This window comes from Arthrobacter citreus (assembly GCF_038405225.1).
Taxonomy (GTDB): Bacteria; Actinomycetota; Actinomycetes; order Actinomycetales; family Micrococcaceae; genus Arthrobacter_B; species Arthrobacter_B citreus_A.
Map to the genome: position 1 here is coordinate 537,960 of NZ_CP151657.1, position 15,773 is coordinate 553,732.

The 15,773-nt window shown below is 63.8% G+C and carries 13 protein-coding genes; 11 read left to right on the plus strand and 2 right to left on the minus strand.

What is annotated here, in order from left to right:
• Nucleotides 1-10: 10 nt before the first annotated feature.
• Nucleotides 11-1,492, plus strand: coding sequence for a PAS domain-containing sensor histidine kinase (locus AAE021_RS02535; protein WP_342024100.1), 1,482 nt, complete (start codon nucleotides 11-13; stop codon nucleotides 1,490-1,492).
• Between the two features lie 84 nt (nucleotides 1,493-1,576).
• On the opposite strand, the gene AAE021_RS02540 is transcribed toward AAE021_RS02535, so the two are convergent.
• The gene (locus tag AAE021_RS02540) at nucleotides 1,577-1,825 is read right to left on the minus strand and encodes a WhiB family transcriptional regulator (RefSeq protein ID WP_104052537.1); all 249 of its coding nucleotides are present in this window, start codon (nucleotides 1,823-1,825) and stop codon (nucleotides 1,577-1,579) included.
• 247 nt (nucleotides 1,826-2,072) lie between these two features.
• Here AAE021_RS02540 and AAE021_RS02545 point away from each other — a divergent pair, with 247 nt between their 5' ends.
• The 6 genes from AAE021_RS02545 to AAE021_RS02570 all read left to right on the plus strand — a co-directional run bounded on the left by AAE021_RS02545 (nucleotide 2,073) and on the right by AAE021_RS02570 (nucleotide 9,743).
• The gene (locus AAE021_RS02545; RefSeq protein ID WP_342024101.1) at nucleotides 2,073-2,510 is read left to right on the plus strand and encodes a hypothetical protein; all 438 of its coding nucleotides are present in this window, start codon (nucleotides 2,073-2,075) and stop codon (nucleotides 2,508-2,510) included.
• 253 nt (nucleotides 2,511-2,763) lie between these two features.
• Nucleotides 2,764-4,824, plus strand: a complete 2,061-nt coding sequence (locus AAE021_RS02550; protein WP_342024102.1) for an acyltransferase family protein — start codon at nucleotides 2,764-2,766, stop codon at nucleotides 4,822-4,824.
• Between the two features lie 104 nt (nucleotides 4,825-4,928).
• A complete protein-coding gene (gene glf / locus AAE021_RS02555) occupies nucleotides 4,929-6,116 on the plus strand; it encodes a UDP-galactopyranose mutase (protein ID WP_342024103.1) in 1,188 nt (395 codons plus the stop codon).
• A 104-nt stretch (nucleotides 6,117-6,220) separates the two neighbouring features.
• A complete protein-coding gene (locus AAE021_RS02560; RefSeq protein ID WP_342025288.1) occupies nucleotides 6,221-8,137 on the plus strand; it encodes a glycosyltransferase in 1,917 nt (638 codons plus the stop codon).
• Between the two features lie 2 nt (nucleotides 8,138-8,139).
• Entirely contained in the window at nucleotides 8,140-9,009 is an 870-nt protein-coding gene (locus AAE021_RS02565; protein WP_342024104.1) for an ABC transporter permease, read from the plus strand.
• A 2-nt stretch (nucleotides 9,010-9,011) separates the two neighbouring features.
• The gene (locus AAE021_RS02570; RefSeq protein ID WP_342024105.1) at nucleotides 9,012-9,743 is read left to right on the plus strand and encodes an ABC transporter ATP-binding protein; all 732 of its coding nucleotides are present in this window, start codon (nucleotides 9,012-9,014) and stop codon (nucleotides 9,741-9,743) included.
• 115 nt (nucleotides 9,744-9,858) lie between these two features.
• On the opposite strand, the gene rfbA is transcribed toward AAE021_RS02570, so the two are convergent.
• Nucleotides 9,859-10,731 carry a glucose-1-phosphate thymidylyltransferase RfbA gene (rfbA, locus tag AAE021_RS02575; RefSeq protein WP_342024106.1) on the minus strand — a complete coding sequence of 291 codons (873 nt, stop codon included), beginning with the start codon at nucleotides 10,729-10,731 and terminating at the stop codon, nucleotides 9,859-9,861.
• 231 nt (nucleotides 10,732-10,962) lie between these two features.
• Between rfbA and AAE021_RS02580 the strand changes: the two genes are divergently transcribed.
• From AAE021_RS02580 to AAE021_RS02595, 4 genes are all read left to right on the plus strand, one after another.
• Nucleotides 10,963-12,282 (plus strand): hypothetical protein, encoded by a 1,320-nt coding sequence (locus AAE021_RS02580; protein WP_342024107.1) that lies wholly within the window; start codon nucleotides 10,963-10,965, stop codon nucleotides 12,280-12,282.
• Between the two features lie 61 nt (nucleotides 12,283-12,343).
• Nucleotides 12,344-13,342: a dTDP-glucose 4,6-dehydratase gene (rfbB, locus tag AAE021_RS02585; RefSeq protein ID WP_342024108.1), complete on the plus strand. Its 999-nt coding sequence runs from the start codon at nucleotides 12,344-12,346 to the stop codon at nucleotides 13,340-13,342.
• 4 nt (nucleotides 13,343-13,346) lie between these two features.
• Nucleotides 13,347-14,774: a bifunctional dTDP-4-dehydrorhamnose 3,5-epimerase family protein/NAD(P)-dependent oxidoreductase gene (locus AAE021_RS02590; protein ID WP_342024109.1), complete on the plus strand. Its 1,428-nt coding sequence runs from the start codon at nucleotides 13,347-13,349 to the stop codon at nucleotides 14,772-14,774.
• Entirely contained in the window at nucleotides 14,771-15,691 is a 921-nt protein-coding gene (locus tag AAE021_RS02595; protein ID WP_342024110.1) for a glycosyltransferase family 2 protein, read from the plus strand. The genes AAE021_RS02590 and AAE021_RS02595 overlap by 4 nt, the downstream gene beginning before the upstream one ends.
• Nucleotides 15,692-15,773: the final 82 nt, after the last annotated feature.

The following is a 15,773-nucleotide window of genomic DNA, read 5'->3' on the forward strand; positions in this document are numbered from 1 at the left end:
AAACGAGACTGTGGCCATATTTACCGATCCCATCAAGGACCATGCTGATTTCGGACCGGGGGACGCGGAGTGGCTGCACCTCCTGGTCGGCGACTGGCAGCTGGTCGCCGACCTGGCCTTCGCCGACCTGGCGCTGTGGTTTCCGCTGCCGGACGGCAGCTACGTGGCGCTGGCACACGCCCGCCCCTCGACGTCGCACACTGTCTTCCACAGTGACTTCGTCGGGGAGCGGATCCGCGCCGATCTGCAGCCGCTGGTGGACAAGGCGTGGGCCAGCCAGGTCATCGAGCGTTCCAGCGAAACCGACTGGACCACTGAAACGGCCATGCGGGTGGAGGCCATCCCCTTCGTCCGCAACGGCCGCACCCTGGCCGTGGTCACCAGCCACATGGACCTGTCCTCCTCCCGGATGCCCTCGCGGCTGGAACTGACCTACCGGCAGTGCGCGTACGACCTGCTGCGGATGGGGACGCTGGGGCTGTGGCCAGACTTCGCGACGCCCACCGGCTCGCGGCGGGGTGCGCCCCGCGTCGGCGACGGGCTGATCCGGTTGGATGCCGACGGCGTCGTGCAGTACGCGTCTCCGAACGGCGTCTCGGCGTTCCGCCGGCTCGGTGACATGGAGACTTTGGAGGGGCGGTCCCTGGCGGAAATCACGACCGCGCTCCTCAAAGACCGCCGCATGGTGGATGAAACCCTTCCCCTCGTGGTGACCGGGCGTATGCCATGGCGCACCGAGATTGAATCCCGGGGTGTCAGCCTGTCGCTGCGGGCCATCCCGCTGCGGGACGAGAAGGAGCGGTTCGGAGCCCTGGTGCTGTGCCGGGACGTTTCCGAGCTTCGCCGCCGCGAAATGGAACTGGTGTCCAAGGATGCCACCATCCGGGAGATCCACCACCGCGTCAAGAACAACCTGCAGACCGTGGCCGCCCTGCTGCGCATGCAGTCCCGGCGCATGGAGAGCGAAGAGGGCAAGCAGGGGCTGGCGCAGGCCATGCGCCGGGTCTCGACCATTGCCCTGGTCCACGAGACGCTGTCCCAGGGGCTGACGCAGAATGTGAACTTCGACGAGCTCATTGACCGGCAGTTCCGGCTGGCGGCAGAGGTTGCATCACCCACCCAGCAGGTGCGCACCGAGAAGGAGGGGTCCTTCGGGGAGCTTCCCAGCGACTTCGCGACGCCGCTGGCACTGGTGATCAATGAGTTGGTGACCAACGCCGTCGAGCATGGGCTTTCGGACCGCAAGGGTACGGTGTGGCTCAGCGCTGCGCGCCAGATGGGGCCCGACGCCGAGGAAATCCTGACGGTCACGGTGGCCGACGACGGCGTGGGGCTGCCGCCGGGGCCGCGCCGGGAAGGACTGGGGCTGCAGATTGTCCGGACACTGGTGCAAAGCGAGCTGGACGGCACCATCGACTGGTCCTCGCGGCCCGGCGGTGGCACCGAGGTGCGCATCGAAATGGGGCTGGACGCCGAATCACGCAGGAGCTGAACGGTTAAACACCAAGGGCCGCTGCCATCAGCAGCGGCCCTTCAAAGTCTCGCGGAACAAAAGGTCCGCAGGTTTATCCGATTCCTAGGACGCGCGGCGTGCGCGTGCGGCGCGGCGCTTCAGGGCGCGGCGCTCATCTTCACTCATGCCGCCCCAGACGCCTGCGTCCTGGCCGGTTTCGATAGCCCACTGGAGGCAGGTATCCATGACCGGGCATCGGCGGCACACACTCTTGGCTTCTTCAATCTGAAGAAGAGCCGGGCCGGTGTTGCCCACAGGAAAGAACAGCTCCGGATCTTTGTCCAGACACGCTGCGCGGCTCCGCCAATCCATGCTAATCACAATCTCCTCTAATAGTTGACTCCCACGTGTTTGTGAAAACATTCACGAGCAACTGCAAACGAAAGGGGCCAGCTCCGGCCCCTGATTTCCCCAACTACTAGGATTCCACGATACGGAAACCCAGACAAGGGTTAGTAAGCTCTTACTTTGCGCCAAACCATGAGGGATGCGTCACAGCGCCCCGGGTGGGGGACCGGGGACCTGGGCGTCCTCCGACTATCTCCGGTAGTGTGCCAGTGTGTCAAGACCCCATGAGCCCCACCCTGACGCCGGTCATCCGGCGCCGCGTCCGCCGGCAGTCCTCGTTATTTCCGCCATCCTGGTCCTGGAGGCACTGGCGCTGCTGGGAGTTGCCGGCTGGTTCGTTTACAACCTCTTCACGGTTGCCCCGGTTTCAATGGGTGGAGCGGTCTTCACCACGGTCCTGCTCGCGGCCGCCGGCATCTGGCTGCTGGCACTGGGACACTTCTTCTTCCGCGGGTACCGCTGGACCCGCGCGGGCGCGCTCGTTTTCCAGCTTTTCGCAGTCGTCATCGCCGTGCCCACCCTTCAAGGCGGAGTCATTCTGGCGGGCCTGCTCCTGCTGCTGCCGGCCGCCACCGTACTTCTGCTGCTGTTTACCCGGCCTGTCCTGGAGCACACCAGCAAAGTCTCCGGAGACCCCAAGGCGTTCTAGCCGTTTTTGCCGTAGTCTTCCGGTTTCGCGTGTTCGCTCTGCCACAGCGGCTTCCGGCGCCGGGTGCACCGGTATCCGGCCGTCCGGGACCAGGCGAGGGGACAAGTACCCCGGAAATGAAGCATTAGGCGGGCCTCCAAAATTGGAAGCGGCGGTGCAGGCGCGGCGGCCCGCCACCGCCCCCGCGCCCAGGAGTCCCAAGGTCGTGGGGGTAGAGTCTATGGCTGAAATGCTGTTCCAATGAGAGGTCTTTGTGTCTCAGCTGCAAACGGATGCTTCCGGGCCCTCCGCCAAGGGCGCTCCGGAGGCGGCACGGCAATCCCGCTACCGCCCGGAAGTACAGGGCCTGCGGGCCCTGGCCGTGCTCATGGTCGTGACCTATCACATCTGGTTTGGCCGGGTATCGGGCGGGGTGGACATATTCCTGCTCATCTCCGCTTTCCTGCTGACGCTGTCCTTTGTCCGCAAAGTGGAGGAAGGCCGGGCACTGAGCCTGGGCCGCTACTGGCTGCGGCAGTTCAAGCGGCTGCTTCCCCCGGTTGCCGTGGTCCTGATTGGCACGCTGGCCGCCGCGGCGCTGCTGGTTCCGCAGAGCCGGTGGACGGAAATCCTCTCGCAGAGCTGGTCTTCCCTCCTCTATTTCCAGAACTGGGTACTGGCGGCAGAATCGGTGGACTACTACGCCGTCGACCACAGCACCGCGAGCCCCCTGCAGCACTTCTGGTCCCTTTCCATCCAGGGGCAGGTCTTTATTCTCTGGCCGCTCCTCTTCGCCGCCTCGGCTTTGCTGGCCAGATGGACCAGAGTGTCCTTCCGCAAGGTCGTGCTGGTGGTGTTCGGCCTGATCTTCGCCGGGTCACTGGCCTATTCCGTGCTGGAGACCTACGGGAACCAGTCACACGCATACTTCGACACCCGGACAAGGCTGTGGGAGTTTGCCCTGGGCACCCTGCTCGCCCTGGCCCTTCCGTATCTGAAACTGCCGCGGAGCCTGCGGATCATCGGCGGCTGGCTGGGCCTGGCCATTATGTTCAGTGTTGGTTTCCTGCTGGACGTGCAGGGCCAGTTCCCGGGCTACGTTGCCCTGTGGCCCCTGGCCGCGGCGTCGCTGATCATTGTTGCCGGGCAGACGGAAAGCCGTCTTGGTGCTGACCGCCTGTTGTCATGGAAGCCGCTCATCCGCCTCGGCGACATGTCGTACGCCCTTTACCTCTGGCACTGGCCGGTCCTGGTGATCTACCTCATCTGGCGCGGACAGGAGGAAGCCGGTCCCCTCGGCGGCACGGCCATCATCGCCCTTTCCCTCGTCCTGGCCTACCTGACCACCAAATTGGTGGAGCGGCCGCTGCGGTCCTCCGCATGGGTCAACCTCAACTCGCGCCGCGCCGTCGCGGTCATCGCGGTGTGCATCGCAGTGGTGGCCGCGCCGCTTACGGCGTGGCAGCAGGGGCTGCAGCTGCAGTCCGAACGGCTGACGGCCCAGGCTGTGCAGGAAAACCCGGGTGCACGGGTGCTGCTGGCGGATTTCGAGGATAGAAGCAGCGGGGAGGCGCTGCCGATTCCCACGGCGAGCATGCTCCCGCATGAATGGGGCGTGCTGCCGGGAAACTGTGAAAACCTGGAAAATGCTCCCTCCGATCCGATGCTGTCGGCTGTCTGCATGAGCGCCGAGCCCGTGGAGCAACCGCGAAAAACCATTTTGGTGGCCGGGGACTCCCATGCCGAGCAATGGCTGGGCGCCCTTGAGCCCATGGTCGAAGAGCACAATTACCAGATCATCGCCCTGCTGCAGGGGGGATGTTCCTTTGGCGAATATTCGGACGCCCGCCTTCCCGGCTGCAATGACTTCAACGGTGCCGTCCTCGATTACGCCCTGGAACTGCAGCCCGATGCCGTCTTCACCGTGGCAACTGCTGCGCAGGCTGCCCGGCCCGCTGATCCTCCTGTCACGGGTCTTCCGGAGGTGTCCGAAGTGTTGAGGCAGCAGGGTATTCCGGTGGTTGGCGTGCGGGACAATCCGCGCTTCGACTTCAACATGATCCAGTGTGCCGAGGCCAACGGAAACACGGCTCCGGAGTGCACCAGGGACGTGTCCGAGAAACTTACCGATCCGGACACGGTTAACGAGTTCTTCGATTCGCTGCCCGCCATGGAACTGATGGACATGACCGATATGATCTGCCCCGGCGGTGTCTGCGGGCCGGTGGTGGGCAACGTCTACGTATATATGGACGACAACCACCTGACGAACACCTACACGGCGTCGATGGCGGGCGAGTTTGACCGCCGGTTCCATGCCGCCCTGGGCTGGTAACCCCCTCCCGGCCGCCTAAAAGTGCCCGTTACCGGAATGTCAGATAACCTAGACCGTCGGGTGCGTGCCCGGTTAGGCCGTACCGAAACAATCAGGAGAATCAAGTGAACGTTGACCTCGTCGTCGTCGGGTCGGGCTTTTTCGGCCTCACCGTAGCCGAAAGGGCTGCCAAGGAACTGGGCCTGAAGGTCGCAGTGCTGGACCGCCGCCACCACATTGGCGGCAACGCCTACAGTGAGAACGAACCACAGACCGGTATCGAGGTGCACCGCTACGGAGCACACCTGTTCCACACCTCCAACGAGCGGGTGTGGGAGTACGTCAACCGGTTCACCGAGTTCACCAACTACGTGCACAAGGTCTACACCAGCCACAAGGGCGAGGTGTACCCCATGCCCATTAACCTGGGCACCATCAACCAGTTCTTCCGTTCCTCGATGGGTCCCGCGGAAGCACGCGCCCTGATTCAGGAGCAGGCCGGGGAACTTGCGGGCACCGATCCCGCCAACCTCAACGACAAGGGAATCCAGCTGATCGGCCGCCCTCTCTACGAGGCGTTCATCAAGCACTACACCGGCAAGCAGTGGCAGACGGACCCCAAGGACCTGCCGGCGGAAATCATTTCCCGGCTGCCCGTGCGCTACACCTATGACAACAGGTACTTCAACGACACCTATGAAGGCCTGCCGAAGGACGGTTACACCGCGTGGATCGAGCGGATGGCCGACCACCCGAACATCCAGGTGCACCTGAAGACCGACTTCTTTGATGAGGGCCACGAGTTCTCGCGCAATTCCACCCTGGGACAGGTTCCGGTTGTCTACACGGGTGCGGTGGACCGCTACTTCGACTATGCCGAAGGCAACCTGTCCTGGCGGACCATCGATCTCAAGGAAGAGGTCCTGCCCGTCGAAGACTTCCAGGGCACCTCCGTGATGAATTACCCGGACGAGGACGTCCCCTACACCCGCATCCATGAGTTCCGTCACTTCCATCCGGAGCGTGACTACACCAAGGACGCCACTGTCATCATGCGGGAATACTCCCGCTTTGCGGAAAAGGGCGATGAGCCGTACTACCCCGTCAACACAGCTGAGGACCGCGCAAAGCTGCTGGCCTACCGTGACCTGGCCAAGGGCGAAAAGTCGGTGCTGTTCGGCGGCCGGCTCGGTACCTACAAGTACCTTGACATGCACATGGCGATCGGATCGGCATTGTCGATGTACGACAATAAGATCAAGCCCCACTTCACCGGCGGGGCAAAGCTTGAAAGCGGAGGAGTAGACGCGTGAGCCAGCTGAAGACCGAGGAAAAGCAGGGCACAGCCAGCGAAACAGGCGGGGAATCAGCTCAGTGGCACACACTGCAGCGCATCATTTTCCCTGACCAAAGCCAGATGGACACGGCACTGCTGTATGTGGACAGCGGTTCGGCCATGGGTGCGCAGTTCAACACCATGGACGGCTCGATGATGAAGTCGACCTCCACGAAGAACACAGAGGCAATTGCCGCCGGAGGAGAAGTGCACGTGGAGGACTTCCTCTCACGCACGTCGACCATTGCCCGGCCCGGGCAGCGGCTTTCCTTCGGTACGTATTTCAATGCCTTTCCGGCAAGCTACTGGCGCCGCTGGACCAACGTTGAATCCGTTCGGCTGCACGTGGAGACCAAGGGCGCCGGCGCCATCAGCGTCTACAAGTCCAATGCGCGCGGTTCCCTTCAGCACGTGGAAACCCGCCGCGTCGACGGCGAAACGGAATCCAACTTCGATCTCACGCTCAAGCCTTTCGGCGACGGCGGCTGGTACTGGTTCGACCTGGTGGCCGGGTCCGAGCCCATGGCGCTTGTCAACGCCGGGTGGCTGGCACCCGGAGAGGCCAAGAAGCCGGGTTCGATCACCCTGGAAATCACCACTCTGAACAAAAATGAATTCTGCCTCAACAACCTGCGGATCCTGGCCGAGAACCCCGAAGCCCTGGAAAACGTTGCCGAAGTGCTGATTGTTGACCAGGGCACGAAGAAGCTGGTGGACGCCGAAGGTTTCGACGAGGCCAAGGCGGCCCTGGGCGGCAAGCTGCGGATGATCCACCAGGGCAACCTGGGTGGCTCCGGCGGGTTCGCACGCGGCATGTACGAAGCCGTGGAAAACGGCAGCGACTATGCGCTGCTGCTCGACGACGACATCGTCATGGAGCCGGAGAGCATCACCCGCATGCTCACCTTCGCAGACCACTGCAAGACGCCGACCATTGTCGGCGCCCATATGTTCGATCTCTACAACCGCTCGGTGCTGCACACCTTCGGCGAGACCGTAAACCTCTTCCGCTTCCAGCCGGACCATCCCTTCAAGGAGCAGGTCCTCGGACACGACTTCGCCCGCACCAACCTGCGCACCACATCCTGGATGCACCGGCGCGTTGACGTGGACTACAACGGCTGGTGGATGTGCATGATCCCCACCGAGATCATCCGCAACATCGGGCTGTCCCTGCCGGTGTTTATCAAGTGGGACGACGCCGAATACGGCCTGCGGGCCAAGGCTGCCGGCTACAACACGGTATCCCTGCCCGGGTCCGCCGTCTGGCACATCACCTGGGCCGACAAGGACGACGCCGTGGACTGGCAGGCCTACTTCCACAGCCGAAACCGCATCATCACGGCGCTGCTGCACAGCCCGTACCCCCGCGGCGGCCGCGTAGTGCGTGAAGGCAGCTTCATCGACATCAAGCACCTGATTTCCATGCAGTACTTCACCGCCCAGGGCCGGGTTATGGCACTGAAGGACCTGCTTGCGGGCCCGGAGCAGCTGCATGAGATCCTGCCGTCCAGGCTGCCCGCCATCCAGGCCATGCGCAATGAATACTCGGAGGCTCAGTTCAAGGCCGATCCCGAGGCGTTCCCCCGCCCCGGCATGGGCAAGCCGCCGCGGCACGGCCAGGGCTTCAAGGCTCCGTCCTATGTCACCCTCGTTCCGTGGGCTGCCAAGACCATTGTCAGGCAGCTGACCAAGCCCGTGGCCAAGTCAAGTGTCGAACGGCCGCAGGCACGCGTTGCGCACATCGACAACAGGTGGTGGCGGATGTCCCAGTACGACAGTGCCGTTGTCACGAACGCCGACGGCACAGCCGCATCCTGGTACCAGCGCGATCCGCGCAAGCTCCGCGCGCTGCTTGCCGAAGGTACCCGGCTGAACGCCGAAATCCTGAGGGACTGGCAGAAGCTGAGCCAGAAATACCGCAAGGCACTTCCGGAAATCACGTCGATGGAAGCTTGGAAAGCGACCTTCGAAAAGCACTCGGAAGAGAGTAAATAAGCTTGTCTACCGGTGAACTCGTCACCCCCGGCTCCGGGGGTGGCCTGCGCGACGTGCTGCGGTCGCGCTACCTGCTGAAGCTGCTTGTCGCCAAGGAGCTCAAGGTCCGCTACCGCGGATCGGTGCTGGGCCTGCTGTGGTCCTATGTGAAGCCCGGTGTGCAGTTCCTCGTCTTCTGGTTTGCGCTGGGAGTCTTCCTTGGGTTGAACGAGAGCACACCGAACTTTCCCATCTACCTGTTCTCGGGCATCATCCTGATCAACTTCTTCAGTGAAGCGCTGGGCAACGCATCGCGGTCCATCGTGGGCAATGGGGGACTGATCAAGAAGATCTATCTGCCCAGGGAGCTGTTCCCCGTGGCTTCGGTCTGGGTCTCGGCCGTGCACTTCCTGCCGCAGCTGCTGATTCTCCTGGCTGCTGCCCTGATCACCGGATGGCGGCCGGGGCTCTCGGAAGTCGGTGCGGCCGTCATCGGATTCGTGATCGTGGCACTGCTGGCAACCGGCCTGGGCCTGTTCTTCGGCGCGGTCAATGTTTACTTCCGCGATTCCGAGAACTTTGTGGACATGCTGCTGATGATCGCCACGTGGGCCTCACCGGTGCTCTATCACTGGCAGATGGTCCGCGATTCGCTCGGCACGACGGCGCTGACCATCTACCAGATGAACCCGTTGACCACCGCCGTGGAACTTTTCCACCACGCATTCTGGCTTCCGACCACGGGGTGGGACGACGCAGCAGTCATCGCCGAGACCCCGCCGTCGCTCCTCACGCTGTGGATGCCCGTGGCCCTGGTCACGTCCGTCCTTGTCCTGTTACTGGGGCAATTCACCTTCCGGCGGCTGGAAGGCCGCTTCGCACAGGAGCTCTAGCCGTGTCCACAGCAATTGAAGTGCGCAACGTGTCGAAGGAGTTTGTCCTCCGGCACACCAGATCCATAAAGGAAGCCTTTGTCTGGTTCGTGAAGGGACGCAAGGGCGACTTGTCCGAGAAGTTCTTCGCGCTGAAGGACGTCTCCCTGGAGGTGAAGCAGGGCGAATCAGTGGCGCTGCTGGGACTTAACGGGTCGGGAAAGTCGACGCTTCTAAAGCAGATATCCGGCGTCATGCTTCCCGACACCGGCACCGTGGGGACACGGGGCCGCGTGGCCGGACTGATTGAGGTGGGAGCCGGATTCCATCCCGACCTCAGCGGCCGTGACAATGTCTTCCTGAACGGCGCCATCCTTGGAATGAGCGAGGCGGAGATCCACGAGAAGTTCGACTCCATCGTCGAGTTTTCCGAGATCGGGCAGTTCATCGACACCGAGGTGAAATTCTATTCATCGGGCATGTACCTTCGCCTGGCATTCTCCGTGGCGGTGCACACCGATCCCGAGGTTTTCCTCGTCGACGAAATCCTGGCCGTGGGGGATGAACCCTTCCAAAAGAAGTGCATCGCCAAGATCCGTGACCTCGCCGAGGAAGGCAAGACCCTTGTCGTTGTGAGCCATGACCTGGACCTCGTGGCCAAGATCTGTGAACGTGGCGTCCTGCTGGAACACGGCCGGGTTGTCATGGACGCTCCGGTGGCCCAGGTGGTTGCCCGGCTGCGCGGCCAGGAATAACTTCGGAGCCGGGAATACCGTCGATCGGCAGCCCGGACCGGCCATCCGGTAACCGGCGCAAAAAAGAGCGGGCCCCGCGGGGCCCGCTCTTTTGCTTTCCGTCCAGCGGGCTGGCTTACTTTTTGCCGGACTGCAGCAGTGACAGCAGGTAATCTCCGTAACCACTCTTCACGAGGGGCTCGGCACGCTTGCGCAGATCTTCGTCCGAGAGGAACCCCTGGCGCCAGGCGACTTCCTCGGGGGAGCCGATCTTCAGGCCCTGCCGGCTCTCCACCGTGCGGATGAAGTTTGAGGCATCGTTGAGTGAATCGAACGTTCCGGTATCCAGCCAGGCCGTGCCGCGGGGAAGGATTTCGACCTGGAGTTTTCCGCGTTCGAGGTAAACCCGGTTGACGTCGGTGATTTCCAGCTCGCCACGGGGCGAGGGCTTAAGCGCCTTGGAAATCTCGACGACGTCGTTGTCGTAGAAGTACAGACCCGGAACCGCGTAATTGCTCTTGGGCTGTTTCGGCTTTTCCTCCAGGGACAGCGCCCGGCCCTGCGCGTCGAACTCCACCACACCGTAGGCGGACGGATCCTGGACCCAGTACCCAAAAATGGCACCGCCGTCGATGTTTTCGAACCGGCGCAGCTGGGTTCCCATGCCGTGCCCGTAGAAGATGTTGTCGCCGAGCACCAGGGCCACCGACTCTGAGCCGATGTGATCTTCGCCCAGCACAAAGGCCTGCGCCAGGCCGTCCGGGGAGGCCTGCTGGACGTAGCTGATGTTCACCCCGAACTGGCTGCCGTCACCGAGCAGCCGCTGGAACTGGTCGGCGTCGTACGGAGTGGTGATGATCAAAATGTCGCGGATGCCGCTGAGGATCAGCGTGGACAGCGGGTAGTAAATCATCGGCTTGTCATAGACGGGAACCAGCTGCTTGCTGATTCCATGAGTAATGGGGTGCAGCCGGGATCCCGTGCCGCCGGCCAGTATAATTCCGCGCATGCCCCCATCTTCTCCCAGCCCCCTGCGGCGGCAAAATCGCGGGAGGGTGTGACACGCGCTCAGTGAACCGTGCCGGCCCCGTCTTCCTGTGCAGGCGGCAGGACCGCTCCGGTAAGGTGGATCGGTGGGAGTTCTGAGGTCCCGGCAGCGGCCGGGCATCAACGGGCCGGCCCACCCCTTCGGGGACCGAAGGCGCTGCGGACACGAGGTGAAAGAACAATTAGGTTCAAGTTGGGCAAAACCGCCAAGGCTCCCGGAGCCGATGGTGCGGACAAAGGCATGGGACAGGGCTCGGCAGCCGGAGTGGGCGCCGCGTCGCTTGCCTCCGCCGCCGTCGGCTACGTTGTCATAGTCGTTGCCGCACGGACCCTGGACAAGCAGGACAACGCTGCCTTCCTCACCTTCTGGTCAGCGGTGTTCCTGGTGATCGGCGTACTGGGCGGCATTGCCGTTGAAACGACGCGGGCAGCCAAGACCGCCCGCAGCCTGGCCGACGCCGGAACCGGCGAAGGCGGGCCGCGCCGTCCCCGGATGGGCCCGGTGGCCCTCGCCATTGGAGCCGGAACCGGACTTGTCCTGGCTGCCGCGTCACCGCTGTGGGCCCCGCCCGTCTTCGGCTCCTACTCCGGTGCGCTTGTCCCGGTCGTGTGCGTGACTGCCCTCTTCTATGCCGGGCACGCAGTGATGATGGGCCAGTTTGGCGGACTGCAGCAGTGGGGCATGTACTCGCGCGTTGTTGCCTTCGAATCAGTGGTCCGGCTGGCGGCTTTGATCGCCGTGGTGCTCATCGGAGCCTCTGTGGCCGGGCTGGCCTGGGCAACTGCGGCCGGTGTGGCCGCTTGGCTGGTGTTCATCATGCTGTCGCCCCGGAGCCGGCAGGCTTTCCTGCTCCGGGCCGACGTCGGTCTTCGCCCCTACCTGCGGACGGTATGGCACGCCTGCATGGCAGCTGCCGCCAGCGCGTCCCTCGTGGTGGGCTTCCCGGTCCTGCTGCGCCTGACCACCACCGACGGCGTCTACCTGGAGTCGGCGGCCCTGTTGATGGCGCTGTCGCTGACCAGGGCGCCGCTGATGATCCCGCTGCAGGCCTATCAGGGAGTGGCCATCACGCACTTCATGTCCCGCCGGTCCGAGGGGCTGAAGGCTGTGGCCCCCATTTTCGGCCTGGTGCTGGGTGTGGCAGTGGTGGGGGCGGTGGCCGCTTGGCTGGTCGGGCCGTGGCTGATGGTGGCGTTCTTCGGAGAGCACTATGAGATGTCCGGAATGGTGCTGGCCGCACTGACCTTCGACGCAGGCTTCCTGGCCCTGCTGACGCTCACCGGCGCGCTGACCATCGCCTCAAACCGCCACCGTGCCTACTCCCTGGGCTGGGTGAGCGCGTCCGTGGTGTCCTTTGCCCTTCTGTGGCTTCCCCTGGACATCGAAACCCGGGCCGTAATCAGCCTCGCCGCCGGACCGTTGATCGGCATCGCGGTCCATCTCTGGGTCATCGTCCGGGCATCCCCGCGGTCCACCGCGGGCGGATCCGTTGCTGCCGCCCCGACGGCGTGAGCCGGCCTTCCCGCACACTGGCCGAACAACAGCGCCCTAACGGGCAGGTAGGGTTAAATTCATGCAGAAACTTCTGGTGACCGGCGGCGCCGGTTTTATTGGGTCAAACTTTGTCCACTACGTCCTGGAGCACACTGATGCCCGGGTGACCGTGCTGGACAAGCTCACCTACGCCGGAAACCGGGCGTCCCTGCAGGGCCTGGATCCGTCCCGGTTTACCTTTGTCGAAGGTGACATCTGCGACGGGGAGCTGGTGGATTCCCTGACCCGTGACGCGGACGTGGTGGTGCATTATGCGGCGGAGTCACACAATGACAATTCGCTGCATGATCCCCGGCCCTTCCTGGACACGAACATCATCGGCACCTACACGCTGATCGAGGCTGCCCGCAAACACGGCACCCGCTTCCATCACATTTCCACCGACGAGGTCTACGGGGACCTGGAGCTTGATGATCCGGAGCGCTTCACCGAAGCCACCCCGTACAACCCTTCCAGCCCGTATTCCTCCACCAAGGCCGGATCGGATCTGCTGGTGCGCGCCTGGGTGCGGTCCTTCGGCCTGCAGGCCACGATCAGCAACTGCTCGAACAACTACGGGCCTTACCAGCACGTGGAGAAGTTCATTCCGCGGCAGATTACCAACGTGATCGACGGCGTGCGGCCCAAGCTGTACGGTGCCGGTGAAAACGTCCGTGACTGGATCCACGCCAATGACCACTCCTCGGCGGTGCTGCGCATCATCGAAAAGGGCGAGATCGGGCAGACGTACCTGATCGGTGCGGACGGGGAGAAGAACAACAAGGAAGTTGTCGAACTGATCCTGTCGCACATGGGCCAGCCGTCGGATGCTTACGATCAGGTCATCGACCGGCCCGGACATGACCTGCGCTACGCCATTGACTCCTCGAAACTGCGCAGCGAGCTGGGCTGGAAGCCGGAATTCTCCAACTTTGAGCAGGGCCTGGAAGACACCATTGCCTGGTACCGGGCGAACGAGGCCTGGTGGCGGCCGCAGAAGGACGCCACCGAGGCCAAGTACAAAACCCAGGGACAGTAAAACCATGACACTGAAGTTTTCACAGCCGCTGGCCGCCCGCACCACGCCCATTCCCGGCGTCGTGCTGTATGACCTGCCGGTGCACGGGGATAACCGGGGCTGGTTCAAGGAGAACTGGCAGCGGGAGAAGATGCTGGCCCTGGGACTGCCGGACTTCGGGCCGGTGCAGAACAACATTTCCTTCAATGAATCCGCCGGCACCACCCGCGGCATCCACGCCGAGCCGTGGGACAAGTACATTTCCGTGGCCACAGGCCGGATTTTCGGCGCCTGGGTCGATCTGCGCGAAGGCCCGAGCTTCGGCACGGTCTTCACCGCCGAGATGGGCCCGGAGTCAGCGATCTTCATTCCCCGGGGAGTGGGCAACGCCTTCCAGACCCTGGAGGACAACACGGCCTACACCTATCTGGTGAATGATCACTGGAGCTCCGATGCCCAGGACCGGTACACGTTCCTGAACCTTGCTGACGAGACCGCGGGCATCAACTGGCCGATCCCGCTGGAACGTGCCGAGCTCTCGGACAAGGACAGGAACCATCCGCGCCTGGCCGATGTGGTTCCCATGGCGCCGAAGCGGATCCTGGTTTTGGGAGCCGACGGGCAGCTTGGCCGTGCCCTGCGCGGCGCGTACGCGGGGGAAAACCGTGTGGAGTTTGCCTCCCGTGCGGACTTTGACCTGGCCGATCCGGCCTCCTACGCGGGGCGGAACTGGACGGACTATTCGGCGGTCATCAATGCCGCGGCGTACACCGCGGTGGATATCGCCGAGACGCCGGAGGGCCGGGCGGCTGCCTGGGCCGTTAATGCCGGTGCTGCCGCGCAGCTGGCGCGGGCCGCCGTCAAGCACCGGTTCACGCTGGTGCAGGTGTCCTCGGACTATGTTTTTGACGGTACGGTGCCGGTGCATGCCGAGGACGAGCCGTTTTCACCGCTGGGCGTGTATGGGCAGACAAAGGCCGCCGCTGACAGTGCGGTTTCCGCGGTTCCGGCGCACTACATTGTGCGCACCAGCTGGGTGATCGGCGAGGGCGGGAACTTCGTGAAGACCATGGCTTCGCTGGCGGCGCGGGGCATCGCGCCGTCGGTGGTCGATGACCAGGTGGGGCGGTTGACGTTCACTGAGGACCTTGCCGCGGGAATCCGCCATCTGCTGGATACCGGGGCCCCTTACGGGACGTACAACCTGACCAACACCGGCCCTTCGATGTCCTGGGCCGAGGTTGCCCGGGAGGTGTACCGGCTCTCCGGGGCGTCCCCGGATGCCGTGACCGGTGTCTCCACAGCGGAGTACTTCGCCGGGAAAACGGGAGTGGCCCCGCGCCCGCTGCGCTCGACCCTGGAGCTGGGCAAGCTGGAGGCCGCGGGATTTGTGCCCGAGCATGCCGCCCAGCGGCTTGAGGCCTACGTGGGCCGTCTGAGCGGGGCACAGTGAGCGGCACGCCTTCAGATCCGTCCCGGGCCGAGTCCCTGGGCGTTTACATCCCGTTCTGGGGAGATCTCGATTACCTCCGCACGGCCGTGGAAAGCGTCCGGGCCCAGACCAGCCCACACTGGCAGCTGACCGTGATCAATGATGCCCACCCCAACCTGGCGGTTGACGAGTACTTCGCCGGGTTGAACGACCCGCGCATCCGCTATATCCGCAATGAAAAAAACTGCGGGATCACGGAGAACTTCCGGCGCTGCGTGCAGATGGCAACTGAGCCGCGGATAGTGGTGATGGGCTGTGACGACTTCATGCTGCCCGACTACGTGCGCACGGTGATGGAAGCCCACCGGGCAGCTCCGCGCGTCGGCATCATCCAGCCCGGCGTCCAAGTGGTTGACGAGCACGGAAAACCATCCTTCACACTGGCCGACAGCGTCAAGCAGAAACTGCTGAGACCGCACACGCCGCCGGTCAGAACCCTGCACGGCGACCGGCTGACCGCCGGGTTAATGCACGGAAACTGGCTGTACTGGCCATCGCTGGCCTTCCGCCGGGATGCCATCCAAACCCACGACTTCCGCAATGACTTTTCCGTCATCCAGGACCTGGCACTGATCCTTGACCTTGTCCTGGACGGCGAGGACCTGCTGGTGCTGCCCGACCCGGTCTTCTGCTACCGGCGGCACAGTTCCAGCGCGTCGTCGCTGGAACTTGTGGACGGTAGCCGCTTCGAAGGGGAGCGGCGCTTCTTCCGGCTGGCCGCCACACTCAGCGGTGACAAGGGCTGGAGCCGGACCCGGCGCGCCGCACTCCTGCACCTGACTTCCCGGGCGCACGCCCTGGTGCTGATACCGGGGGCACTGCGCCGGCGCAGCTTCCGCGCCGTGGGGGTCCTGCTGCGCCACGCGTTCGGGAGCTGACACAGCCGCCCTGGCTGACGGCACCGCTGGACCGTTAGCCGTGCTGCCAGCACAAAAAACGGCGCCGTTCGTCCGGAGAACC